The organism is Streptomyces graminofaciens (genome assembly GCF_030294945.1).
GTDB lineage: Bacteria > Actinomycetota > Actinomycetes > Streptomycetales > Streptomycetaceae > Streptomyces > Streptomyces graminofaciens.
In genome coordinates this window covers 10,961,563-10,985,562 of the sequence record NZ_AP018448.1, presented here as the reverse complement: position 1 = coordinate 10,985,562, position 24,000 = coordinate 10,961,563, and the positions used below count along the sequence as shown (strand labels likewise).

The following is a 24,000-nucleotide window of genomic DNA, read 5'->3' as shown; positions in this document are numbered from 1 at the left end:
TCAGCCTCAATTCGGATGGCGAAGGGGATTCGGTGGCTTCAGATGACACGTTCGCCGGGGGTGACGATCGCGTCGAGTGCGGCCAGGTCGGCCGGGTCGGGGATCCAGTCGGCCGCCGCCGCGTTGGCGGTGACCTGTTCGGGGGTCATGGCGCCGCAGATGACGGAGCCGACGGCGGGGAGCGCGGCCAGCGCGCCCACGGCGACCTGGAGGAGGGTGAGTCCTCGTTCGGCGCCGTACGCGGTGAGCGCCTCGGCCTTGTCGAGGGCCGCGTCGGTGAGCCAGCCCTGCCGCCAGGACAGCCGGCTGCCGGGCGGGGGCTCCTCTCCGCGCCGGTACTTTCCGCTGAGCAGGCCGTTGGCCAGCGGGTAGTACGGCAGGAGGCCGACGCCGTGGCTGACGCAGGCGGGGACCAGGTCCTGCTCCACACTGCGGTCGAGCAGGTGGTAGCGGGCCTGGGTGGACACGAAGGCATCGGTGAGCTGCTCGGCCGGCAGGTTGGAGCAGCCGATGTGGCCGATCTTGCCCTCGTCGACCAGTTCCCGGAGCGCGGCCACCGTCTCCTCCAGCGGAGTCACGCCGTCCGGCTCGTGGTACTGGTACAGATCGATCCGTTCGGTGCCCAGGCGGCGCAGCGACGCCTCGACGGCGTACCGGATGTAGGGGCGGGCTCCCCGCCGGCCGTAGAGATCGGCCTCCTGACCCATCTCCATGCCGAACTTGGTGGCCAGCACGACCTCGTCACGGTGCCCCTTGAGGGCGGCGCCGAGGAGTCGTTCGCCGTCGCCGCGCCCGTTGTCGCTCTCGCCGAACCCGCCGTACATGTCGGCGGTGTCGAAGAGGGTGATCCCGGCGTCGAGGGCCGCGTGGACGACCGCCTTCGTTCCGTCCTCGTCGAGGCGGGAGCCGAAGTTGTTGCCGCCGACACCGACCACGGAGACGGTCGGGCCGCGCTCGCCCAGCGGGCGGTATCTCATGACCGCCTCCCGAATCCGATGCAGACGTTCTTGGTCTGCGTGTAGCTGTCGAGGGCCGCGAGACCCTTCTCCCGCCCCCAGCCGCTGTGCTTGTAGCCGCCGAACGGGAGCTCGACGCCGGTGCCGACGCCGGTGGCGTTGACGTAGACCTGTCCGGCCCGGATGCCCTCGGCCAGGCGCATCGCCTTGTCGATGTCGCGGGTCCAGACGTAGGAAGCCAGCCCGTACGGGCTGTCGTTGGCGATGTCCAGTGCCTCGTCGGTGTCGTCGAACTCGATGACGGTGACGACGGGGCCGAAGATCTCCTCGCGGGCGCACCGGGCGTCGTTGGTGACGCCGGTGAGGACGGTCGGCTCGACGTAGTAGCCGTCGGCCAGGGCCGGGTCGGTCGGAGCTCGGCCGCCGGCCCGTGCCACGGCGCCCTCCTCGCGGGCCAGGCCCAGGTAGCCCAGCACCCGGTCGCGCTGCCGGGCGGCGACCAGCGGGCCGACGTCCGGGTCGGTGAGCCCCGGGCCGACACGCAGGGAGGCGGCATGGGCGACCAGCTTGTCGAGGAACTCCTCGGCACCGCGCTGGAGCAGCAGCCGGGTGCCTGCCGAGCAGGTCTGGCCGGCGTTGCCGAAGGCCGAGGCCGCGACGGCGGTCAGCGCCAGGTCGAAGTCGGCGTCGGCGAAGACGACGACCGGCGACTTGCCGCCCAGCTCGGTGACCGAGGGGACCACGTTGGCGGCGGCGGCCTGGGCGACCTTGATGCCGGTCGGCACCGAGCCGGTGAAGGTGACCTGGTTGATGTCCGGGTGTCCGGCGAGGGCCGCGCCGGTCTCGCCGTCACCGGGGACGACGTTGAGGACACCCGGCGGGAGACCGCACTCCAGGGCGATCCTGCCGATCTCCAGCGGGGTGAGCGGCGCCTCGGGCGACGGCTTGAGCACCACCGTGCACCCGGCCGCCAGCGCGGGGGCGGAGCCCCTCGCGGTGTTCTGCAGCGGGTAGTTGAACGGGATGATCTGGCCGGAGACACCGATCGGCTCACGCACGGTGTAGTCGATCAGGCCGGGCCCGAGGGGGATCGTGGTGCCGCCGAGCTTGTCGGCGACGCCCGCGTAGAACTCGAAGTAGCGGGCGGCGGCCTCGACATCGGCCTTCGCCTGGCTGAGCGGCTTGCCGACGTCCTGGCTCTCCAGCCGGGCCAGCCGTTCGCCCTGGTAGCGGATGGCCTCCGCGATCCGGTACAGGACCCGGCCCCGGTCGGCGGCGCGCATGCGGGCCCAGGCGGGAGAGGTGAGGGCCGAGCGGGCCGCCGCCACCGCCTGGTCCACGTCCGCCTTGCCGGCCAGCGCCACCTGGGCGATGACCGCACCGTCGGACGGGTCGAGGACCGTGAAGAAGCGGCCGTCGGCGGCGGGCACCTGCTTGCCGTCGATGAGCAGCTCGGTCAGCCGCAGTTCGTCGGTCATGGCCGGATCTCTCCCTGCACCTCGCCGAAGATGACGACCTCGTCGCCGGGGCGGACGGTACGGATCCGGCGGACCCAGAGCACGATGCCGTCCTGCGGGGCGAGGACCTCCTCCAGCGTGTTGCCGTAGTGGTCGACGATGTGGGCGATCAGGTCGCCTTCCTTGCAGGTGTCCCCCGGCTCGGCGTGGCCGACGAAGAAGCCGCCGGCGTCGGAGCGGGCGAAAGTGCCGGAGACAGTGGTGTAGGTGTCCCGCAGCTCCGCCGCACCGTCGATCATGCCGAGTTGCCGGAGGATGTTGCGGATGGAGTGCATGTGCAGGGTGACGTTCTCCTCGCGGTAGGTGCCGCCGCCGACCTCGATGGTGATGGCGGGCTTGCCCGCCGCGAGGGTGGGATGGCGCACCGTGCCGCCCCACTTGCCGCCCTTCCAGACCAGCTCGTGCCCGGCCGCGAGGGCCATGTCCGTCGCCAGTTCCTCGTAGCCGCCCTGAAGGATGACCAGCGGGGCGATCTCACCGAACGTGCCGCCGGTGTGCAGGTCGACCAGGGCGTCGATGGCCGGGACGACCTGCTCGACGAAGGTGGCGGCCAGGCGCAGCGAGTACGAGCCGTCCGCGTCACCGGGGAAGATGCGGTTGAGGTTGAGGTGGTCCAGGCCGCTGGTGCGGGCCGCCGCCTCGAAGGCCGGGGTGTTCATGCACGGGATGGCGACGAGCGTGCCGCGCAGGGTGGTCGGGTCGATCTCGGCGACCACGCGGCGGACGGCTTCCTGGCCGTCGTACTCGTCGCCGTGCACGCCGGCGTCCACACACAGGACCGGGCCGTCCTGCGCGCCGTTGACGACGATCAGTGGGATGCCGAGTTCCACACCGTAGCTGCTGGTGCCGACCGGGATGAGGCCTTGGGCGCGCTCGCCGGGGGCGACGGTCAGTGGACCGATGGAGTACATGTCGTTCCTTTCCGAAACATTGATCAGATGCGGGCGGACGCCTCGGCGAGGGTCTCCGCGAGGATGTCGGCGATACGGTCGAGAAGGGCCCGGTCGCTGATCAGCGGGGGCGCGATCTGGACCAGTGGCGCGGACCGGTTGTAGACGCGGGCGAGGAGGCCGGCCTCGCGCAGCCGGCGCGGGATCAGGTCGGCGATCAGGTCGGCGCGGGCGGTGTCGCCGAAGCCGCCGTCCTCGTGGTCGCCGACGAGTTCGCAGGCGTAGAAGAACCCGGCTCCCCGGACGTCGCCGACGATTCTCAGGTCCGCGAGGGATGCCATGCGGCCCGCCAAGTGGCCTTGGAGGTCACGGACGTTCTCCAGGATCCGGTCCCGCTCCATGATCTCCAGGTTGCGCAGGGCGATGGCCGCGCTCAGCGGGTGCCCGGCGAAGGTGTAGCCGTGGTTGAGGACCGCGCCGGGCCGGTTGACGACCTCGACGACACCCTGGCTGACCAGAGTTGCCCCCATGGGGGCGTAACCGGCGGTGATGCCCTTGGCGACGGTGACCATGTCCGGGCGGGCGCCGTAGCGGTCCCCGCCGAACCACTCCCCGAGCCGGCCGAAGGCCGTGATCACCTCGTCGGCGACGAGCAGGAGTCCGTACCGGTCGGCCAGCGCCCGCAGACCCTGCCAGTAACCCTGGGGCGGGGTGATGCAGCCGCCCCGGTTCTGCACCGGCTCGGCGATGAGCATGGCGACGGTCTCCGGACCCTCGGCCAGAATCGCGTCCTCCAGCTCGGCGAGCAGCCGGGCCGTGTACAGGCCGTCGTCCGCGTATTCCGGTGCGAGACCGAAGCGGTTGGTGTTGGCCACGAACCGGGTGTCGATCGCCGGCGGGCCGTACGGCTCCGTCAGGCCGGGGTCGTCGGTGAGGGAGAGGGTGCCGATGGTCAGTCCGTGGTAGGCGCCGCGCCGAGCGATGGCCTTGGTGCGGCCCGGTTCGCCGCGCAGCGCGTGGTAGCGGCGGGCGATCTTCCAGGCGGTCTCGACGGCTTCGGCGCCGCCGCTGGAGAAAAAGGTGTGCTCGATGTCCACGGGGGCGATCCGGGACAGCCGCTCGGCGAGTTCGATCGCCGTCGGGTGAGCGGAAGAGGTCCACAGCGGGCTGTAGCACAGCTCGCGCAGTTGCTTCTCCGCCGCCTCGGCGAACTCGGGGCCGTAGGAGTAGCCGAGCTGGCAGCAGTACAGCCCGGACAGGCCGTCGATGTAGCGCCTGCCGTCGGCGTCGTCGACGTACGGGCCCTCGCCCCGCCGGATGACGAGGAGGTTCTCGCCTTCCGGGCCGAGCGAGCCGTTGGGGGTCATGTTGAGCAGCAGGTGTCTGGCCGCGGTGGCGGACAGTTCACCGGCCGGGGTGCGGGTGCTGGTGGTCATGAGGGCTCACTCCCGGTGGACAGGCCCACCGCGGGCTCCGTCGGCAGCAGACCGTCCTGCTTTCCGCCACCGCCGAGTCGGCGCACGGCGGCGACCAGGACGAGGGCCAGGACGGCGATCGCGATGAGCACCGCGCTGACGGCCGTCACGGACGGGTCGACATCGAACTGGAGGACGTTGAACACCTGGACGGGCAGGGTCGTGGTGTCCACCGAGGACAGGAACTGCGAGATGAAGAACTCGTCGAAGCTGGTGATGAAGGAGAAGACCGCGGCGGCGATCATGCCGGGCATCGCCAGGGGGAGCGTGATGCGACGGGCGACGGTGAGACGGCCGGCGCCCATGCTGGCCGCCGCGTCCTCCAGCCGTTCGTCGATGCCCTTCAGTGTGGCCATGAGGATCATCACGGCGATCGGTGAGGCGAGCACGGTGTGGCCGAGGGCGATGGCGATCGGACTGCCGAGCATGGCGGCCGGCTCGAAGAGAAGGAACAGGCCGAGGGCGATGACCACTTGGGGGATCACCAGCGGGGCGAGGACCAGTCCGTACACCGCCGAGCGCAGCGGCAGGTTGCTACGGACAAGTGCCGTGGCCGCCGTGATGCCCAGGAGGAGCGAGAACGCGGTGGTCAGTGAGGCGATCAGGGCGCTCAGCGACAGCGCCGCCGGCCACTTGCTGCCGTCGGCGAACAGCACCTTGTACCAGCCCAGCGTCCAGGAGTCCGGCGGGAAGGCGCCGAAGGCGTCCTTGCCGAAGGAGGTGACGACGATGAGGACGATCGGCAGGGCGAGGAACAGCAGGATCACCGTGGAGGCGACGGTCAGGAAGATCCGTCCGGCCAGTGTCGAGCGCAGCGCGATCATGAGATACCCCGGTTCTTCGCGGCCTCGCTCAGCACCTTGATCAGCCGCAGCAGGAGCAGACCCCCGAAGGTGAGGAGCAGCAGGATGATGCCGAGCGCGGCGGCGCCGTTCCACTGGCTCTGCTTCATCACCTGCTCGCTGATGAGCGAGGCCACCATGGCCTGCTTGGGGCCGCCCATGAGGGCAGGGGTGAGGTAGTAGCCGAGGCAGAGGATGAAGCACAGGATGCCCGCGTTGACCAGGCCGGGAGCGACCATCGGCAGGTAGACCCGGCGGAAGATCGTCAGCCTGCCCGCGCCCATGCTGGCCGCGGCGGCCGGGAGCCGGCGGTCGATGCCCTTCATGACCGCGTACAGCAGCAGCACGGTGTAGGGCAGCATCACCGAGGTGGTGCCGATGACCACGCCGAGTTCGTTGTAGAGCATCTGGAAGGGCGCACCCGGGACGCCCAGGTCCGTCAGGGCGTCGTTGATGACGCCGTGTTCACCGAGCAGGATGATCCAGCCGTAGGTGCGGACCAGGGCGCTGATGAAGTGCGGCACGATGACGATGATCATCACCAGGCCTGCCCACAGCGGCTTGAGCCGGGAGACGGCGGCGGCCAGCAGGAAGCCGATGACGAGGCTGAGCAGCGAGGTCTCGGCGGAGATCCGCAGGGTGGTGAGGAGGACCTTCAGGTTGGAGCCCTGGAGGGCGTCTGCGTACCAGTGCAGCGTCCAGCCGCCGCCCTCGCCCTTGAGGCTGAGGAGCAGGGTGCTGAAGATCGGGTAGACGAACAGCACCAGCAGATAGATGACCACGGGGGCGGCGTTGAGCAGCCCGAAGCGGGTACGGCGCTCGGACAGCGCGCGGCGGAGCCGTCCCTGGGAAACGGCGGGAGCCTTGGGGCCCGCGGCGGGAGGCGCGGGGGCGAGAACGGATCCGGCCATGTCACCCGCCTCCTTCCGCCGCGAACACGCTGACGTCGTCGGGGTGGGCGGTCAGGCTGACCTGTTCGCCGGTGACCGGGGCCTGTCCGGCCGGGAGTTCCAGCCGTACGAGGCCGGTGCCGGCGTCGCCCGCCGGGCGGACGGTGACGCGGACGAGGGTGCCCACGTAGGTGACCGTCTCGACGGTGCCGGTACAGAACCCGTCGCCGGGGGTACACAGCCGGAGCCGGCCGGGCTGCACTGCGGCCCGTACCCGGGCTCCCTCGACTCCTGTCTGCGGGCGGGCCTTGAGCAGGCCTCCGGTGTCGAGCTTCACGACGGTGCGCTCGGAGGTCTGCTGCTGGACGGTGCCGGGCAGGAAGTTGGCCGCGCCGAGGAAGTCGGCGACGAACGGGGTGCGCGGGCGCTCGAAGAGCTCACGCGGGGTGTCGAACTGGTCGATCCGCCCGTCCCGCATCACCGCGATCCGGTCGGACAGGACCAGCGCCTCCTCCTGATCGTGCGTCACATAGATGACGGTCAGGCCGAGTTCCTGCTGGATGCGCTTGATCTCGGTCTGCAGCTGGTCGCGCAGCTTCTTGTCCAGGGCGCCGAGCGGCTCGTCCATGAGGATCACCGGCGGCCGGTAGACCAGCGCCCGGCACAGCGCGACACGCTGCTGCTGGCCACCGGACAGCTCGCGCGGCCGGCGGCGGGCCATGGCCGAGAGCCCGGCGATCTCCAGGGTCTCCCCCACCCGGCGGCGCAGCTCCGCCTTGGGCACGCCCCGCAGTTGGAGCGGGAAGGCGACGTTCTCCCAGACCGTCATGTGCGGGAAGAGCAGGTACTGCTGGAAGACGAAGCCGAGGCCGCGCTTCTGCGGGGCGAGGCGGGTCACGTCACGGCCGCCGACGACGATGCTGCCGGAGTCGGGCTCGCAGAACCCGGCGATCATCATCAGGGTGGTGGTCTTGCCGGAGCCGGAGGACCCCAGGAAGGTGACGAACTCGCCGCCCGCGATCTCCATGGAGACCGTGTCGACAGCGGTCACGCCGCTGTACGTCTTGCGCAGGTCCGTGACGGAGAGGGGTTTGCCGGTGCCGGTCCCCGGCGGCGGGGAGACCGCCGGGGAGGACTGGTGCGGGGACTTCAGGTTCAGCTCAGGCATTGACCCACTCCTGCCAGCGCTTGGACACGGCCGCCTCGTTCTTGATCCACCACTCGACGTCCAGGTCGAACCCGGACTTCAGGTGCTCGGGCGAGCTGGCCAGGTTCCCGGCGGCGGCCGAGGAGAGCTTCTTGTAGGCGGCGGGCACCACCGGGGCCATCGGGTAGACCTCGGCGTAGGCGGCCTGGATGTCGGGACGCAGTGCGAAGTCGACGAGCTGGTAGGCGGCGTCGAGGTTCGCGGTCCCCTTGGGGATGCAGAAGCCGTTGCTCTGCCGGCGGGCGCCGTTCCACTGGTACGCCAGCGGCGAGCCCCCCTTGATCAGGGCGTCGAGACGGCCGTGCCACACGCTGGTGGCGACGACCTCCTCGCGGCCCAGCAGCACGCCGGGCAGGGCACCGGTGTCCCAGTACTTGCGGACGGATCCCTTGATGTCGTCGAGGGCCTTGAAGGCGCGCTCCACATCGAGGGGGTACAGCTTGTCCAGGGGCACGCCGTCGGCGAGGAGGGCGAACTCCAGCTCGGGCAGGTCCGCGTCGCGGGCCTGGAGGGCGCGGCTGCCCTTGAACACCTTGGTGTCCCAGAAGTCGGCCCAGCTCTCGGGCTTCTTCCCGTCGAAGGCGTCGGTGCGGTACGCCATGACGCTGGCCCAGTAGTTCTTGCCGACGCCGTGGGACATCATCAGCGACTCGGCGATACCCGCGTTCCTGGTGCTCTTCAGCCGGTCGTAGTCGAGCGCCTCGGTCGCGTCCTCGTCCTTGAAGCGCACCACGTCGGCCATCGAGGTGTCGATCACGTCGAACTGCGGGCGGCCCTGCTTGATCTGGGCGAGCAGCTGCGCGTACGCGATGTTCACCACCTTGATCTGGATGCCGGTCTCCTTGGTGAACGCGTCGTAGACCGCCTTCTGGTTGGCCTCGCCGTACGTGCCACCGCTGTTGCGCACGACCAGCGTCTTGGAGCTCTTGCCGCTACCGGCGGTCGTGCTGCGGCTGCTGCCGGTGCCACAGGCACTCAGGGCGGACGCGGCGGCGAGACCCGCCGTGACTCCGCCGACTCCGCGCAGGAACAACCGGCGGTCTATCCGGACATCTCTCATCGTGTGCCTCCTGGGTGGTGCTGCAGGGAAAGGGGGGCAGGGGGTGTGGGGCTCTGCGGGACAGGGAGGTTGAGGTACTACGGGCGGGGAGCCGCCTCGTCGGACCCGCGGCCCGCGCCGGGGGTGCGGAGGGTGTCGGGGCTCGGGGCCGCGTCGGGGTCCCACGGCACGGCGAGGGCGGCGAGTTCGGCGCCGGGGGCGACGGTGAGACCGTGCATGCCGTAGAAGATCCGTCCGCCGGCCGGGGCGCGGACCGTGTGCTCCGTGCCGTCGGCCGGGTCGACGATGCGGCCGAGGAGGTCGCCTTCGGTCACTTCGCCGATGATGTCGGCGTCGAAGGAGAACTCCGGGTACCACAGGCCGGTGGCCTCGGCGGTGACGCCGGCGGACCAGACCCAGGTGCGGACCGGCGCCGGGGCGGAGCCTTCGTGGTCGAGGACTCCCAGGTGGCGCAGTGCCGTGAGGAGTCCGTCGACGCGGCGGAGGGCCGTGGGCTCGTCCCGCTGTCCGAGTGAGCCGACCTCGACCAGGACCGCCGAGATGCCCCGGCGGGCGGCGGCCGCGTGGCTGTTGCCGCCGTCGGCCTTCAGTCCGAGGATGACGTCCTCGATGCCGAAGGAGCCTGCCAGTTCGGCCGTGGTCTTGTCGAGGTCGGGGTCACCGGTGAGGCGGTAGCCGACGAAGTCACTCAGAACCTGGTCGATGCCGCCGCAGTGCAGGTCGACGTAGACGTCGGCGCCGTCGATGAGGTGGGCGAAGAGCCAGGCGGCCAGCCGCTCGGTGGGGCCGCCTGCCGGGTCGCCGGGGAAGACGCGGTTGAGGTTCACGCCGTCGACCGGGGAGATGTTGAGCCGGCCCTCGTACACGGCGGGCGGGTTAACGACGGGGCAGATGATGACCTGGCCGTGCACCTCGCCGGGCTCCAGCAGGTCCGCCAGCCGTACGACGGCGTCGATGGGCGTGAACTCGCCGCCGTGCACGCCCGCCGTGATGACGACTCGGGGTCCGGGGCGGGAGCCGTTGACCAGGGTCAGCGGAATGTCCGCGGTGAGGGTGCCGAGGTCGGCCCGGACGATGCCGCGGGCCTTGGTGCCGGGCTCGGCGTGCAGGGAGCCGACGGAGAGGGTGGCGTCGTTCATGGTCATGCCTCCGTACGGCCGACGGTGGAGATGAAGTCGATGGGCTGGGGCGAGGTGCCGTCCAGCGCCAGGTCTGCGGCGATGTCGCCGAAGGCGGGCGAGAGCTTGAAGCCGTGGCCGGAGAACCCGGCGAGCAGGATCACGTTCTCGGCGCCGGGCAGCGGGCCGACCAGGGGGCGGCTGCTCTCGGTGTAGCCCTCCATGTAGACGGAGAGCCGGGTGGGGTCCGGGTGCAGGTCCGGCAAGTGACGCCCGATCAACTCGGAGAAGATCTCCAGCTCCTCGGGTCGCACCGTCCGGTCCAGCTGGTTCGGGTCGCCCGCGGGCTGGTGCAGGGCGCGGGAGAGGCCGAGCTTGACGGAGATGCCGTCCGGGGAGGGCAGGCCGTAGCAGTGGGTGGGTGCCGTGCGGATGAACGCCGGGCGCTCCTCGCCGAACCAGGCCTCGGGGGCGGTCGGCACGTACCAGGCGCTGACCAGGCGGCGGACGTCCACCTCCCACGGCAGGTCGGGCAGCAGGTCGTTGACCCAGGGGCCGGGGGTGACGACGGCGGTGTCGAAGCGCTCACTGCCGGAGTCGGTGCGGATCTCGACACCACCCGCGACGGGGACGATCTCGCGGACCGTGCTGTAGCGGTGGATCACCGCGCCCAGCTGCTCGGCGCGGCGGGCGGCGCTCTGGATGGTCAGCTCGGGGCGGATGAAACCGGCGCGGCGGTCGAGCACGGCCGCGTCGCCGTCCTCGATGCGGTACTGGGAGAAACGTTTCGCCAGAAGCTCGGCATCCAGCACCTCGTGGTCGAGGTCGTGCTCCGCGATGGACTCCAGGACGGTGGCCATCTGATGGTGCCCGGTCGGCCCCATCAGCAGACATCCGGTCAGCCGGCGCAGCTCACGGCCGGTCTCCTGCTGCAGTTGCTCCCACAGGGCGTCGGCGTGCTTGAGCAGCGGGACGTAGCGGGAGTCCTCGAAGTGCGCGCTGCGGAAGATCCGGGTCTCACCGCCGGCGGCACCGCGGTCGTGGCCCGGGGCGAACCGGTCGTACCCGACGACCTCGGCGCCTCGGGCCGCCAGCCGCCAGGCGGCCTGGCTGCCCATCGTTCCGACGCCGACGACGGCGACGCGCTTCCTGGCAGCTGACACAGGACTTTCCTTTCGTATCGCCGAGGCGCATGCTGAGCGCCCGACGTGAGGCTGGCTGATTCAAGGTGGTTTGGGCGGGGGCCAGGCCCTTTCCTCGGGTCCTCGGCTCACAGCCGCCGTGTCTCGCGGTGCCGGCCCGCTTCTGCGGGACCTTTCCACTGGGCCGTGCCACATTGTGGAACGCTGTGCTAGAATCTGGCACGAGAATGACAGTGGCCAGAGGAGGAGTCAAGAGGTGTCCAGCAGAAATTCCGCGGATTAACGGGGGGAAACCGGATGGAAATGAAGAGCGTCACGAGATCGCTGCGCATCCTGGAGGCGGTCGCCCAGCATCAGCCGGTCACCGTCGGGGAGTTGACGAAACTCTTCGGCTTGCCGAAGTCGACCGTGCAGCGCACTCTGGTCACCCTGGCGGAGGCGGGCTGGCTGCGCGCGAACCGCAAGGACACGACACGCTGGGAGATCGGCGCCCGGGTACTGGCCGTACGGCCCGCCGCCCTCCAGGGCTCCAGCCTGTTCGCCGCCGCCCGCGAACCCATGATCCGACTCCGGGACACGGTCAACGAGACCATCCACCTGTCGGTGCCCGACGCTCTACAGTGCGTGGTCGTGGTGGACCGCGTCGACTGCGACCACCCGGTACGGACCTTCCACACCATCGGCGACACCTCACCCCTGCACGCCACCGCCGTGGGGCGGGCGATCCTCGCCCAGCTTCCGAAGCAGGACGTCGAGGAACTCATCGCCCAGGGCCTGGAGCGCTTCAGCGACACGACCCCCGCCGACCCCGACGAGCTGCGCGCCGAACTGGACCGGATCCGCGCCGACGGCTACGCGGTCAACCGGAATCAGTACCGGCCGGGCGTCTACGCCCTCGCCGCACCCGTGCTCGACGAGAACGGGACGCCGTTGGCCGCCGTGGCCATCTCGATGCCCGACTCCCGGTACGACGTGAAACGGGAGTCCGAGTGGGGTGGCCTCGTGGCCGGCGCGGCAGAGGAGATCAGCGGACGCCTACTGGGCGGCTGACGGAAGGTGGGTCCCCGAGAAGGCCCCGACCGGCGAGGGCCGGCTTGCACGCGTCGAAGCGTGCGAGCCGGCCCTCTCCGCATGTCAGGGCAGCCGTCACCCCGGGCCCGACGGGGGGGTGTCGGGCCCAGGGCGGCCACCGCGCGACACGGCGCGACGGGGGCAGAGTCGCTCCCGCCGCTCGTCGCCGGGAAGGCCATGGGGCCCCAATTCCCCTTCATGCCGTATTGTGGAACGCCATGCTAGAATGCGGCATGAATCGTGCCCGCGGCTCCGGGGAGGGAGTCAAAGGTGAGCGACGAAGCCACGCGACTGATGGGGGCCCCGGATGGAAATGAAGAGCGTCATCAGGTCACTGCGCATCCTGGAGGCGGTCGCCCGGCATCAGCCGGTCACCGTGGGCGAGTTGACGAAACTCTTCGGCCTACCGAAGTCGACGGTGCAGCGCACTCTGGTCACCCTCAACGAGGCGGGCTGGCTCCGGGCCAACCGCAGGGACACCACGCGCTGGGAGATCGGCGCCCGGGTACTGGCCGTACGACCCGCCGCCCTGCAGGGCTCCAGCCTGTTCGCCGCCGCCCGCGACCCCATGATCCGACTCCGGGACACGGTGAACGAGACCATCCATCTCTCGGTGCCCGACGCGCTGCACAGCATGGTCGTCGTGGACCGCGTCGACTGCGACCATCCCGTACGGACCTTCCACACCATCGGCGACACGTCACCGCTGCACGCCACGGCCACCGGGCACGCGATCCTCGCCCATCTCCCGCGTCCCGAGGTCGACGAGTTCGCGACGGGCACCTTCGAGGGGTACGGCGAGGAGACCATCACCGACCCCGAGGAGCTGCGCACGGAGCTCCAGCGGGTCAGGGAGCGTGGCTACGCCGTCAACCACAACCAGTACCTCCAGGGGATCTGCGCCATCGCCGCACCCGTCCTCGACGGTGACGGCGTCCCGCTGGCCGCCGTGGCCGTCTCGCTGCCCGACTCCCGCTTCGAGCCCGGCCGGCTCGCCGAGCTGGGGCAGCTGGTGACCGAGACGGCGGCCGAGATCACCGCCCGCCACCTGCGCTGAGGGCTGCTTCGGCCCGGCCCGCCCACGGCGAGACCGACCTTCCCCGCGCCCGGCCAGGAGGACGGATCGGCCGGGCACGGGGTGGCCCACGCGGTGCGCGACGGGGCGTATGTCAGGGCAGGACCGCCGCCGTCATCGCACGGGCACCGCGAGGTACTGGTACTCGAGGAACTCGTCGATCCCGACCCGGCCGCCCTCGCGGCCCAGCCCGGACTGCTTGACGCCGCCGAAGGGGGCCGCCGGGTTGGAGACGAGGCCGGTGTTGACGCCGACCATGCCGACCTCCAGACGCTCGCTGACCCGCAGGGCGCGGTCCAGGCCCTCGGTGAAGACGTAGCCGACGAGTCCCCAGGGGGTGTCGTTGGCGCGGCGGATCACCTCGTCCTCGTCGTCGAAGGTGAGGATCGCCGCGACCGGGCCGAAGATCTCCGTGTCCATCAGCCGGCTGTCGGAGGCGACGTCCGTGAGCACGGTCGGCGGGTAGAAGCAGCCCGGCCCCTCGGGCGTACGGCCGCCGACGAGCACCCGGGCGCCGCGCTCCACCGCGTCGGCCACCAGTTCCTCGACCTTGGCCCGTCCGACCCTGTCGATCAGCGGGCCGACGTCGACACCGTCCCGGGTGCCGGGGCCCACGACCAGCGCGCCCATGCGCTCGGCCAGGCGCCGCCCGAACTCCTTCGCCACGGAGGAGTGGACGAAGAAGCGGTTGGCGGCAGTGCAGGCCTCGCCCATGTTGCGCATCTTGGCGACCATCGCGCCGTCGACCGCCTTGTCCAGGTCGGCGTCCTCGAAGACGACGAACGGCGCGTTTCCGCCCAGCTCCATCGACGTCCGCACGACCGCCTCCGCGCTCTGGGCGAGCAGCAGGCGTCCCACGTTGGTGGAGCCGGTGAAGGACAGCTTGCGAATCCGCCCGCCGCGCAGGAGCGGTTCGCACACCTCCCCCGCACGGGAGGTGGTGACGACGTTGAGCACGCCGTCCGGCAGCCCGGCCTCCTTGAGGATCGCGGCGAGAGCCAGACTGGACAGAGGGGTCTGCGGGGCCGGCTTGAGGATCATCGTGCAGCCGGCGGCGATCGCCGGGCCGATCTTGCGGGTGCCCATGGCCAGCGGGAAGTTCCACGGGGTGATCAGCAGACAGGGGCCGACCGGGCGGCGGGAGAGCAGCATGCGGTTGCGGCCGTCGGGCAGGACACCGTGACCGCCCTCGATACGCACGGCCTCCTCGGAGAACCAGCGGAAGAACTCGGCCGCGTACGCCACCTCTCCTCTGGCCTCGGCCAGGGGCTTGCCCATCTCTGCCGTCATCAGGTGGGCCAGCTCGTCGGTGCGCTCGACGATGATCTCGTACGCCCGGCGCAGGATCTCGCTGCGCACCCGGGGCGCCGTACGGGCCCACTCCTCCTGCGCCTGGACGGCGGCCTCCTCGGCGCGCTGGGCGTCCTTGGCGCCCGCGTCGGCGACGTGCGCGATGATCTCACCGGTCGCGGGGTCGTCCACGGGCATGGTGGCGCCGTCCGCGGCGTCCACCCAGGCCCCGCCGATGAACAACTGCGTGGGGGTGTCGGTCATGGGGTTCCTCCTGGTCGAGCGGCTTGATCGGCGGTGGGGTCGAGCAGTTCCGCGAGGTGCAGGGCGCGGATGCCCCGGTCACCGGCGAGGTGGTCGATCTGGGTGGCGCAGCTGAAGCCGTCCGCGACGACGACGGTCGGCGTGTCCTGGTCGATGCCGTCGAGGCGTGGCTTCAGGGCCAGGTCGGCGACGGCCATCGAGGTGTCGTAGTGCTGCGCCTCGAAGCCGAAGTTCCCGGCGAGTCCACAGCAACCCTCGGCCTCGTCGACCTTGACGACACCCAATCGGCGCAGCAGGTCGGTGGGGCGGCTGCCCTTGAAGGTGGCGTACTCGTGGCAGTGGGTCTGCAGGACGACGTCGGCCGGCAGCTCGGGGGGCGTCCAGTCGGGGGCGGCCAGGTCGGTCAGGGCGCCGGTGAAGGTGTGGACGCGCTCCGCGACCCGACGGGCGGCGTCCGTGCCGAGGAGCTCGGGCACGTCGCGTTTGAGTGCGGCGGCGCAGCTGGGTTCGGCAACGATGATGGGCCGCTCGTCACCGTTGTCGAGGTGCGCGACCGTACGGGCCATGATGCGGCGGGCGACGGACAGCTGGCCGGTGCTGACCCAGGTCAGGCCGCAGCACAGGCCGTCCTCCGCCGTGCAGGGGATTCCCGCGTCGGCGAGCACGCGGCTCGCGGCGCCCGCCACCTCCGGACGAAACGCACGCGTGAAGCTGTCGATGAAGAGCACAGCCCTCGCTGATTCGCCGCTCTTCGCACCGCGCAGGACCCCGCGCAGTGCGCGCCGGGAGGCGAACGCCGGTATTCGGCGCTTCGTGGTCACCCCTCCCAGCCGGGCGAGCAGCTTGCCGACCGGTCCGCGCAGCAGCGCGTTGAGGGGGCGGGCGGCGAATCCGGCCAGGGCCGAGGTCAGCGGCAGCCAGCCCAGCGAGTAGTGGGAGCGGGGCCGGATCCTGCCCTTGTAGTGCTGGTGCAGGAACTCCGCCTTGTACGTGGCCATGTCGACGCCGACCGGGCAGTCACTGGAGCACGCCTTGCAGGACAGACACAGATCGAGGGCGTCCCGTACCTCCGTCGAGCGCCAGCCGTCCTGGACGATGTCGCCCCGCACCATCTCCTGAAGGAGTCGGGCCCGGCCCCGGGTCGAGTCGGTCTCCTCCCCGGTGGCCCGGTAGCTCGGGCACATCACACCGCCCGCGTCGCTGCGGCAGCGGCCCACGCCGACGCAGCGGCGTACCGCGCCCGCGAAGCCGTCCTCGTCATGCGGGAAGGAGAACTCCGTCGCCAGGGGCTGGATCTGGTGCAGCGCGAGATCGGCGTCGAGCGGGGCCGGGGCCACGATCACGCCCGGGTTGAGCAGCCCGTCGGGGTCGAACACATCCTTGAAGGCGGTGAAGGCCCGGATCATGCGGTGGCTGTACATGACCTCCAGCAGCTCACCGCGCGCCCGCCCGTCGCCGTGCTCGCCGGACAGGGTCCCGCCGTGTGCGACGACCAGGGCGGCCGCCTCGTGCAGGAAGCGGCGGGCGGCAGTGCGGCCCACGTCCGTGGCGAGGTCGAAGTCGATGCGCACATGGACGCACCCCGCGCCGAAGTGCCCGTACATCACGCCGGTGAGTACATGGGAGGCGAGCAGCTCGCGGAAGTCCCGCAGATAGCCGGCGAGGTTCTCGGGCGCGACCGCCGAGTCCTCCCAGCCGGGCCAGGACTCCCCACCGTCGACGAGGCGGGCGGCCAGGCCGGCCCCGTCTTCGCGGACTCGCCACAGGGAGCGCCGTTCGGCCGCGCTCCGCACGACCCGCCCGCCGGTCATCCGGCCCTGTGCCTTGAGCACGTCGAGGAGCTGGGCCGCGCGGGTGTTGACCGTGGCCTCGTCGTCGCCGTCGAGTTCGACGTACAGCCAGGCCCGCCCTTCGGGCAGTCCGGTCACGGAGTCCGGGCCGCGGCGGGCGCGCATGGTGGCGACGATCGCCTCGTCCATGCCCTCCACGGCGGTGGGGTTCCAGCGCAGGATCTCCGACACGTCCTCGGCCGCGTCGACGACATCGTCGTAGCCGAGAGTGAGAAGCGTGGAAGCCTGTGCGGTCGCCACCAAGCGGACCGTCGCGGCGGTGACGACCGCACAGGAGCCCTCGGTGCCGACCAGGGCACGGGCCATGTCGAAGCCGTGCTCGGGCAGCAGGTGGTGCAGCTGATAGCCGGAGACCTGACGGGGAATGCGGCCCAGCTCGGTACGGATCGGCGCCAGGTTGTCCGCGATCAGACGGCGTACGTCCGCCTCGAGACGGGCGACGAGTCCGGCGTCCTGCGGGTCCACCGCGTGCAGTCCGGTGCGGTCGGCGACGGCGCGCACGCCGTCGACCGTCACGATCTCCAGCGCCTCGATGTGCGAGCTGGTACGCCCGTGCCGCACGGACCGGTTGCCGCACGCGTCGTTGCCGATCATGCCGCCGAGCGTGCAGCGGCTGTGCGAGGACGGGTCGGGGCCGAAGGAGAGCCCGTGCAGGGCGGTCGCGCTCTGCAGCGTGTCGAGGACGACTCCGGCCTCGACACGCGCGGTCCCGCCGGCCGGGTCGATGTCCAGGATCCGGTTCATGTACCGGGAGAAGTCCAGGACAACGCCCGGCCCGACCGCGTTGCCGGCCATGCTGGTCCCGCCGCCGCGCGCGGTGACGGGGACGCCCGTCTCCTTGCAGGCCCGCAGCACCGCGACCACGTCGTCGGCGCTGCGGGGGAAGGCCACAGCCTGCGGGGGGACACGGTAGTTGGAGGCGTCGTAGGCGTACTGGCCGAGGGCGCCCGGGCCGGACTCCACCCGCAGGCCGGGAGCCGTCTCGGTGAGGCGGGCGGTCAACCGCGCCACGCTCTCGCTCATCGCGGCGATGCTCCTGAGGTACCGGCTTCCACCGCGGTCGCCCACGCCTGGAGGCCCTCGTCCACCGCCGTCTCGTCGATGACGAGCGCCGGGATCATCCGTACGACCTGGTTCCAGGCGCCGCACAGCAGCAGGAGCAGGCCCTCGTCGATCGCGGCGCGCTGCACGCGGGCGGCGGTCTCGGGGTCGGGGCTGCCGTCCTCGGTGACGAACTCGGTGGCCAGCATCAGGCCCAGGCCGCGAACGTCACCGATGCCCGGCGTGCGGTCGGCCACCGCCTCCAGGCCGTGACGCAGCCGCTTGCCCATGGCCTCGGCGTTCTCGACGAGCCTCTCGTCGCGTACGACGTCGAGGGTGGCGACGGCCGCCGCGCAGGCCACGGCGTTGGCGCCGTACGTGCCGCCCTGCGAGCCCGGCCACGCCTTGGCCATCAGTTCCTCGGAGGCGGCGATGCCGGACAGCGGGAAGCCGCTGGCCAGGCCCTTGGCGGTGACGAGGATGTCCGGGGTGACGCCGAAGTGGTCGTGGCCCCAGAAACGGCCGGTGCGGCCGACGCCGGTCTGCACCTCGTCCAGGATGAGCAGGAAGCCGTGGCGGTCCGCACGCTCCCGCAGGCCTTCCATGAACGCGCGGGTGGCGGGCACGTAGCCGCCCTCGCCGAGTACCGGCTCGACGATGATCGCGGCCGTGTCGGCGGGCGAGGAGATCGTCTGGAGGGTGTAGTCCAGCTCCCGCAGGGCGAAGCGGGTCGCGGTCTCCTCGTCCCAGCCGTAGCGATAGGCAGACGGGAAGGGGGTGACGACCACACCGCTCATCAGCGGCGAGAAACCGGAGCGGAAGCGGGTACCGGAGGTGGTCATGGACGCGGCGGCGACCGTACGACCGTGGAAGCCGCCGTGGCACACGATGACGTTCGGCCGGCCGGTGGCCTGGCGGGCAAGACGCAGCGCGGACTCGACGGCCTCGCTGCCGGAGTTGGTGAAGAACAGGCTGTCCAGGCCGGCCGGCAGCACTTCGCCGAGCTTCTCGACGAGCTGTCGCAGCGGCTGGTGCATGACGGTCGTGTACTGGCCGTGCACCAGCGTGCCCACCTGCTCCTGCGCCGCCGCCACGACCTTCGGGTGACAGTGCCCGGTGCTGGTGACGCCGATACCGGCGGTGAAGTCGAGGTAGCGACGGCCGTCCTCACCGTAGAGGTGGACGCCCTCGCCCCGGACCGCCACCACTGGCGTGGCCTGGCGAAGGTGCGGCGACAGTGCGGTCATGTTCGTCTCCCAGCGTGGGTCGTCGGACTGGTGCGCTCTGCCGAGCATCTCCGTCGCCCGGCGGCGAGCCAACGCGCGATCTGTCCGGTACGGGTCCGCTGTTCGGACGTTCTGTCAAGCACGGGCCGGAAATGCGGCGCTCACTGCCTCATCCACCGAGGCAGGACTGCCCTTGCGCAGGTCAGCGAGGCTTGTCACAGTGGCCGGGCACTCCCCCTCTCGGCTTCGCTCGGGCGGGGCACCCCCATGGAGACACCGTGAACGACAGCCGTTCGACGGCACGACCGCCGGACATGGGCGGCCCGGACCGCACCCCGCCCGCCCGCGCCCTCACCGTCGCCGACGTCCTTGCTCTGCCCGTCCTGGCCGCCGGCCAGCCCCAGGTCGTGACCGGCGTGACCTTGCTCGACCGGCCGGTCCGCTGGGTCCACATCACCGAGCTGACGGATCCCGCGTCATTCCTCAAGGGCGGCGAACTCGTCCTGACCACCGGCATGCCCCTGCCCGAGGAGTCCGCAGGCATCCAACGCTACGTCGACGAACTCGCCCGCATCGGGGCGGCGGCCCTGGTCATCGAACTCGTACGGCGCTACCACCGCCCGCCCGACGCACTCGTCCACGCCTGCCGCACCCGCGGGCTGCCCCTGATCACCCTCGCCAAGGACGTCAACTTCCTCGAGGTCACCCAGGTCGTCCACGGCCTCATCCTCGGCCACCAGGCCGAGGCGATGCGCCGCACCCAGCGCATCCACGAGGCGTTCACCACGCTGACGCTGCGCGGCGCCGGACCGGAGGACGTGCTACGCGCGGCAGCCGAGATGAGCGGCCGCACGGTCGTCCTGGAAAATCTGGTCCACCAGGCACTGATCTGCGAACCCTCCGGCGCCACCCTGGAGGAAGCGCTGACCGACTGGGAGCAGCGCTCGAGAGCGACCCCGCCCGGCGACCGCACGAGCCGACGCGGCCCGGAAGGCTGGCTCACCGCATCGGTCGAGTATCAAGGTGAACGTTGGGGCCGCGTGACCATGCTGCCCGTCCCCACCACCGAACCGGCCTTCGGACCGGAGCACATCACCGTCCTGGAAAGGACGGCGATGGCCCTGACCGTCGCGCGCCTCACCCACCCAACCCCCTGGGAAAGCACCGCTCACCGCAACGCCCTGCGCGACCTCGTCGAGCAGCGCCACCGCTCCGCAGCGGACGCCTGCACCCGGCTGGCCGCACTGGGCCTGCCCACCGAGAACAGCAGCTTCCTCGCGGTCGTGGTGGACCTCCCCGCAATGGACACCACAGCGCATCCCGAGGCCCGCCTCTCCCAAGTCCTGCGCGCCACGGGAATCCCGGCACTCATCGGCGAACTGGCCCCCGGCCGCCTGGGAGTACTGCTCGCCCTGAGCGCCTCACACCCCTGGCAACCGGTGGTCGAACGGCTGAGCCACGTGGCGCGCGACCTCTCCCCGCGGGCCGTCGTGAGCGTCGGCTTGGAGGTCGACCACCTCACCGACACTCCCCGTTCCTTCCACCAGGCGAGCCGCGTGGCCGAGGCCACCCCACCCGACCAGCCTCTCCCCCCGGGCCGCTCCTTCCACGAACTCCGCGATGTCGACCTGCGCCGCCTGCTGTACGCGCTCCGCGAGGACACCCGGATCCAGGAATACGCCGAACGACGACTCGGCCGGCTCCTCGATCACGACGCCCGACACGGCACCGACCTGCTGACGACCCTCCGCCACTACCTCGACGTGGCCGGCAACAAAACCAGCGCCGCCCGCCGCGGCGGTCTGTCGCGCGAGACGTTCTACCAACGCCTGCGCACCATCGAACGCCTCCTCGGCTGTGACCTCGAATCCGGCGCACAGCGCACCGAACTGCACGTGGCCCTCACGGCTCTCGACATGCTGCGAGTCCGCTGACGGCTCCGAGAAACCTCGGCTCATGCAGCGCCGACTGTTGACGCAATAGACGGTTCACATCCCGCTGGGCGGTGACACCACGGGCGGGAACACGCCGAAGAAGATCGCGGCAACCTCGATCGTGTCGGAGCGCGCAGGACGCAGACGGAGCGACCAGGGTTCCAGGACCGGTGGGCGGTGGGCGGTGCGCAGTTCGTGCCGGCTGAGGCGAACCACATCGAGCCAATCTGCGGCATGCTCTCCGCCAGGTCGACCACGCCTCGGCTACACCCACGAGGGGCGCGTTCGGCGCGCCGTCCTCTTCGTGCCGCCTTGCAGCGGAGCCGAGCGCAGCGCACGCTGGTAGGGGCCGCCCACGCTTGATCCCGAGGTGCGAGGAGGCCGGGCGCCGGATTGCGAACCACCATGAACGATGATGCAGTGCCCACGTTCACCGATGCCGGTCCAGCCGCGCCGATGCCGGTGGACGGCGGCGCTCTCGGCGTGGTGATGCCTACGGGGGAGGCGAGCGCGTGGGAGTCCGGCGCTCGTGATCCGCTGGGATTCGAGCCGTGGCAGATGGTGGGCCGCAGTGTATGGGAACTGTTCGCTGAATCTGTGCCTCAAAACCTCGGCCGGTGCTGGCGGGAGAACGAGCCGTGGAGGGGAGAGGCGGTTCTTCGGCGCATGGGCGGTGGTCCGGCCGTGCCGGCCGCCGCGTCGTACAGCACACCCCAGGCGTCGGTGGTGTCGCCGTCCCGGTTCACGTCTCCTTCGGACTCGGTGCCGCTGGTGACGGACTCCCGGAAGACGTTGACCTGGTAAGAGCCGGCGGGCGCCTTCCAGTTCCGGCCGTCGTAGGTGAAGGCGGGCCCGGACACGGAGGTCGTCATGGGGCGCCAGGTGCCGTCGCGGTCGATGACCGGGTCGGTGGCCGTCACCCAGTCGACGATCTTGCGCTCGCCGGTGGTGGTCTTCCGCAGTGCCGGGTGGGCGAGGTCGACCCCTGTGTCGAGAACCCCGATCGTGATCCCTCTGCCGTCGGCCTTCGGGTTCTCCTTCACGAAGTCGACGGCACCCGTCTCGAAGGCCGGGTTGTACGGGTTCTTGGCGGGGGTGTTCTTGTCGGGCGCGGCGTACGTCTTCGCCGTCGACGACGATGGGGTGCCCCGGGCGGCGATGGGAGGCTGAACCGGGTCGTCGAGCCGTATCGTCCGGTCCAGGTCGATCGCGCGCACGGAGGACAACTTCGCGGCGGCGGCGATCGCCGCGTCCGCCCTGCCGGTCGGGACGGTGGCGCGGACATACCCGAGCCTGTCGTATGTGCGGCCCACGGAGCCGCCCTTCACCGCGTCCAACTGGTCGGCGACCTGCTCGATCCGACCGGGCGCGGTGGCGATCATCATGGTGATGTTTCTGGCCTGCTCAGCCTTGGCCTCGGCGAGGAGACCGGCGTCGTCGGAACCGAGCTTGTCAACGGCCGACTTGAGGCCGTCCGCCGGAACGGCGGCCGTTGACGCATCGTCGGCGGCGGAGACCAAGACGAATGGTCCGGTTACGGACAGCACAGCCGCCAAACCGGCGGCGACAGCAGTGCGGGAGATGCGTCTGACGCCCGGTACAGGGGCGCGGTGGGGGTGGAGGGCATGCCGAAATCCCTGATGCTGAAGGAAGGGGGAAGTCGCGGCGGGAACGCTCACCTCGACCGCCGCGGTCCGGGAGACCCCGGATGATCACGCAGCCTGCCAGGCACTCAGGGGTTTTTCATTGAAGATTCATGGGGTTCTTATGAAGGCAAGCTGTCAGCTCTCCTTACGTCCGGCCATACGGGACAACCTCGACCCCATATCTCCTCGCACAGCTCGTCGGGGACGTCCCGCAGGTAGTTGACCAGGGTGATCACGGCGGGCAGGACGGCGAATGCCGCCGAGACAGCCCGACTGCGCCGTCATTCCGCCCACCGTCGCCCGGCGTCTGGCGCACACCCGTGGCGGGCATGCCGGCATCGGCTACTGCCACCTGGACGGGCCACCGACCGGGTACGCGACAGCGCCCGTAACCTGCGCCGCCTCGTGGATGACGTCCTGGAGGTCACCCGCTTGGACGCCGGCGCCGCACCCGTCGAACTGGGGGCCCGCACGCTCGTCAGGTACATGTGGCCGTTGACAGGCGATGACCCTGTTGGTCGGTGGTCGTCAGCCACCGCACCACGGCCCTCTCCTGCGCAAGCCGCCTCGCCGTCCCGTCCGATGTCCGCGCACCCTCGTCCACCGCCGACATGCGAGCCCCTTCCCGTCACCCGCTGACCCGCTGACCCGCGCGGCCCTTCCGGCGGGGCGCCCGGAGAACCGACGCCAGTCGAACATCCGACAACGGCGTCCAACCGATGCCGCCGGTTCGGAAGCCTCGTGAGTCATCGCGGGAGCCGGAGTACCCGGCGAAGGGGCTCCTGCGCCTACCGCTCAGCCCGCGTCACCGTGCTCCTCCGGTGCGGCTCACCCGGACCGCGTCCGCCGCGCTGAGGCAGCCGTCAGCACTTTGCGCCCCGGCGTCCCTCACCGTTGCCCACAGGTCGGCACGTGCGACGTCCACGGAAGGGTGTCGATCTGGGCGAGTCGCAGAAAAGTCCGGTCCAGAAAGCGTTCCTCGGCCCTTTGCCCCGTGTGAGGGCGGCGTGATGTCGACTGCGGGCAGTTCGTCAGTCTGCGTTGCCCGCACCAGGTACCCCGTGACGTTCAAAAGCCCGCGTTCTTATCGCGATTCGGCCATGACCACTTCCCCAAGTCGTCCATGGGAGACGCACCCGGCAGTCGGCGGCGGCGCCAGGTCGACCAGCACGAGAGGCGGTCGCCGGGCGAAGGCCGACGGTTGGCGAGGCGGGTGATCAGGGGCCTCACCTCAACGAGGCCGAAGTGAGTGAATGAGCGGCAGAGAGCCCTGTGCCGGGCGACCAGGACACCCGGCGAGCCGACAGAACGAGCGTCAGATGAGCGTCGAGATTCCTGCGCCGTCTCTACGGGCAGCAGAACACAGCACGTCGTCGTTCACCGGCCGCTGGTCGAAAGCGCAAGTCAGATGCCCTTTGTAACAGGCTCAAGAATCGCCACGCACTCCACGTGCGCCGTCATCGGAAAGATGTCAGCCTGAACGGATCCCAGAAAAGCCCTGTTCAG

At 70.8% G+C, this 24,000-nt stretch carries 16 protein-coding genes and 1 pseudogene; 3 read left to right on the top strand and 14 right to left on the bottom strand.

The window, feature by feature from the left end; all coding sequences use genetic code 11:
• Nucleotides 1-38: 38 nt before the first annotated feature.
• The 10 genes from SGFS_RS48490 to solA all read right to left on the bottom strand — a co-directional run bounded on the left by SGFS_RS48490 (nt 39) and on the right by solA (nt 11,118).
• Nucleotides 39-977 carry an aldo/keto reductase gene (locus SGFS_RS48490; RefSeq protein ID WP_286259109.1) on the bottom strand — a complete coding sequence of 313 codons (939 nt, stop codon included), beginning with the start codon at nt 975-977 and terminating at the stop codon, nt 39-41.
• Nucleotides 974-2,434: an aldehyde dehydrogenase family protein gene (locus SGFS_RS48485; RefSeq protein ID WP_286259108.1), complete on the bottom strand. Its 1,461-nt coding sequence runs from the start codon at nt 2,432-2,434 to the stop codon at nt 974-976. The genes SGFS_RS48490 and SGFS_RS48485 overlap by 4 nt, the downstream gene beginning before the upstream one ends.
• Nucleotides 2,431-3,384: a succinylglutamate desuccinylase/aspartoacylase family protein gene (locus tag SGFS_RS48480; protein WP_286259107.1), complete on the bottom strand. Its 954-nt coding sequence runs from the start codon at nt 3,382-3,384 to the stop codon at nt 2,431-2,433. The genes SGFS_RS48485 and SGFS_RS48480 overlap by 4 nt, the downstream gene beginning before the upstream one ends.
• A gap of 23 nt (nt 3,385-3,407) precedes the next feature.
• Nucleotides 3,408-4,799, bottom strand: coding sequence for an aminotransferase class III-fold pyridoxal phosphate-dependent enzyme (locus tag SGFS_RS48475; protein ID WP_286259106.1), 1,392 nt, complete (start codon nt 4,797-4,799; stop codon nt 3,408-3,410).
• Entirely contained in the window at nt 4,796-5,662 is an 867-nt protein-coding gene (locus tag SGFS_RS48470) for an ABC transporter permease (RefSeq protein ID WP_286259105.1), read from the bottom strand. Before SGFS_RS48470 ends, SGFS_RS48475 begins: the two co-directional genes overlap by 4 nt.
• On the bottom strand, nt 5,659-6,591 hold the full coding sequence (locus tag SGFS_RS48465; RefSeq protein WP_286259104.1) for an ABC transporter permease: 933 nt from the start codon (nt 6,589-6,591) through the stop codon (nt 5,659-5,661). The genes SGFS_RS48470 and SGFS_RS48465 overlap by 4 nt, the downstream gene beginning before the upstream one ends.
• A 1-nt stretch (nt 6,592) precedes the next feature.
• Complete coding sequence (locus tag SGFS_RS48460) at nt 6,593-7,738, bottom strand: ABC transporter ATP-binding protein (RefSeq protein WP_286259101.1); 1,146 nt, start codon at nt 7,736-7,738, stop codon at nt 6,593-6,595.
• The gene (locus tag SGFS_RS48455; RefSeq protein WP_286259100.1) at nt 7,731-8,837 is read right to left on the bottom strand and encodes an ABC transporter substrate-binding protein; all 1,107 of its coding nucleotides are present in this window, start codon (nt 8,835-8,837) and stop codon (nt 7,731-7,733) included. The genes SGFS_RS48460 and SGFS_RS48455 overlap by 8 nt, the downstream gene beginning before the upstream one ends.
• Before the next feature lie 77 nt (nt 8,838-8,914).
• Nucleotides 8,915-9,982: a M14 family metallopeptidase gene (locus SGFS_RS48450; RefSeq protein WP_286259099.1), complete on the bottom strand. Its 1,068-nt coding sequence runs from the start codon at nt 9,980-9,982 to the stop codon at nt 8,915-8,917.
• Nucleotides 9,979-11,118: an N-methyl-L-tryptophan oxidase gene (solA, locus tag SGFS_RS48445; protein ID WP_286259097.1), complete on the bottom strand. Its 1,140-nt coding sequence runs from the start codon at nt 11,116-11,118 to the stop codon at nt 9,979-9,981. The genes SGFS_RS48450 and solA overlap by 4 nt, the downstream gene beginning before the upstream one ends.
• Before the next feature lie 282 nt (nt 11,119-11,400).
• On the opposite strand from solA, the gene SGFS_RS48440 reads away from it, so the two are divergent.
• Nucleotides 11,401-12,147 carry an IclR family transcriptional regulator gene (locus SGFS_RS48440; protein ID WP_286260415.1) on the top strand — a complete coding sequence of 249 codons (747 nt, stop codon included), beginning with the start codon at nt 11,401-11,403 and terminating at the stop codon, nt 12,145-12,147.
• Nucleotides 12,148-12,481: 334 nt separating this feature from the next.
• Nucleotides 12,482-13,225, top strand: coding sequence for an IclR family transcriptional regulator (locus SGFS_RS48435; RefSeq protein WP_286260414.1), 744 nt, complete (start codon nt 12,482-12,484; stop codon nt 13,223-13,225).
• Between the two features lie 132 nt (nt 13,226-13,357).
• Here the strand turns inward: SGFS_RS48435 and SGFS_RS48430 are convergent, their stop codons facing one another.
• From SGFS_RS48430 to SGFS_RS48420, 3 genes are read right to left on the bottom strand one after another with little or no spacing between them, the layout of a single operon-like run.
• Nucleotides 13,358-14,797 (bottom strand): NAD-dependent succinate-semialdehyde dehydrogenase, encoded by a 1,440-nt coding sequence (locus tag SGFS_RS48430; RefSeq protein WP_286259096.1) that lies wholly within the window; start codon nt 14,795-14,797, stop codon nt 13,358-13,360.
• Nucleotides 14,794-17,670, bottom strand: coding sequence for an FAD-binding and (Fe-S)-binding domain-containing protein (locus SGFS_RS48425; RefSeq protein WP_286259094.1), 2,877 nt, complete (start codon nt 17,668-17,670; stop codon nt 14,794-14,796). Before SGFS_RS48425 ends, SGFS_RS48430 begins: the two co-directional genes overlap by 4 nt.
• Nucleotides 17,667-18,935, bottom strand: a complete 1,269-nt coding sequence (locus tag SGFS_RS48420) for an aspartate aminotransferase family protein (protein ID WP_286259092.1) — start codon at nt 18,933-18,935, stop codon at nt 17,667-17,669. The genes SGFS_RS48425 and SGFS_RS48420 overlap by 4 nt, the downstream gene beginning before the upstream one ends.
• 293 nt (nt 18,936-19,228) lie before the next feature.
• On the opposite strand from SGFS_RS48420, the gene SGFS_RS48415 reads away from it, so the two are divergent.
• Nucleotides 19,229-20,848 (top strand): PucR family transcriptional regulator, encoded by a 1,620-nt coding sequence (locus tag SGFS_RS48415; protein WP_286260413.1) that lies wholly within the window; start codon nt 19,229-19,231, stop codon nt 20,846-20,848.
• A 683-nt stretch (nt 20,849-21,531) separates the two neighbouring features.
• On the opposite strand, the pseudogene SGFS_RS48410 reads toward SGFS_RS48415, so the two are convergent.
• Nucleotides 21,532-22,431 (bottom strand): annotated as a pseudogene (locus SGFS_RS48410) (S8 family serine peptidase); the annotation flags it as partial.
• Nucleotides 22,432-24,000 lie beyond the last annotated feature (1,569 nt).

Coding starts and splice junctions, on each gene's coding strand:
- SGFS_RS48480 (WP_286259107.1), bottom strand. CDS start 3,384: ATGTACTCCATCGGTCCACTGACCGTCGCCCCCGGCGAGCGCGCCCAA.
- SGFS_RS48415 (WP_286260413.1), top strand. CDS start 19,229: ATGGGCGGCCCGGACCGCACCCCGCCCGCCCGCGCCCTCACCGTCGCC.
- SGFS_RS48475 (WP_286259106.1), bottom strand. CDS start 4,799: ATGACCACCAGCACCCGCACCCCGGCCGGTGAACTGTCCGCCACCGCG.
- SGFS_RS48485 (WP_286259108.1), bottom strand. CDS start 2,434: ATGACCGACGAACTGCGGCTGACCGAGCTGCTCATCGACGGCAAGCAG.
- SGFS_RS48435 (WP_286260414.1), top strand. CDS start 12,482: ATGAAGAGCGTCATCAGGTCACTGCGCATCCTGGAGGCGGTCGCCCGG.
- SGFS_RS48465 (WP_286259104.1), bottom strand. CDS start 6,591: ATGGCCGGATCCGTTCTCGCCCCCGCGCCTCCCGCCGCGGGCCCCAAG.
- SGFS_RS48455 (WP_286259100.1), bottom strand. CDS start 8,837: ATGAGAGATGTCCGGATAGACCGCCGGTTGTTCCTGCGCGGAGTCGGC.
- SGFS_RS48420 (WP_286259092.1), bottom strand. CDS start 18,935: ATGACCGCACTGTCGCCGCACCTTCGCCAGGCCACGCCAGTGGTGGCG.
- SGFS_RS48490 (WP_286259109.1), bottom strand. CDS start 977: ATGAGATACCGCCCGCTGGGCGAGCGCGGCCCGACCGTCTCCGTGGTC.
- SGFS_RS48450 (WP_286259099.1), bottom strand. CDS start 9,982: ATGACCATGAACGACGCCACCCTCTCCGTCGGCTCCCTGCACGCCGAG.
- SGFS_RS48425 (WP_286259094.1), bottom strand. CDS start 17,670: ATGAGCGAGAGCGTGGCGCGGTTGACCGCCCGCCTCACCGAGACGGCT.
- SGFS_RS48440 (WP_286260415.1), top strand. CDS start 11,401: ATGAAGAGCGTCACGAGATCGCTGCGCATCCTGGAGGCGGTCGCCCAG.
- SGFS_RS48430 (WP_286259096.1), bottom strand. CDS start 14,797: ATGACCGACACCCCCACGCAGTTGTTCATCGGCGGGGCCTGGGTGGAC.
- SGFS_RS48470 (WP_286259105.1), bottom strand. CDS start 5,662: ATGATCGCGCTGCGCTCGACACTGGCCGGACGGATCTTCCTGACCGTC.
- SGFS_RS48460 (WP_286259101.1), bottom strand. CDS start 7,738: ATGCCTGAGCTGAACCTGAAGTCCCCGCACCAGTCCTCCCCGGCGGTC.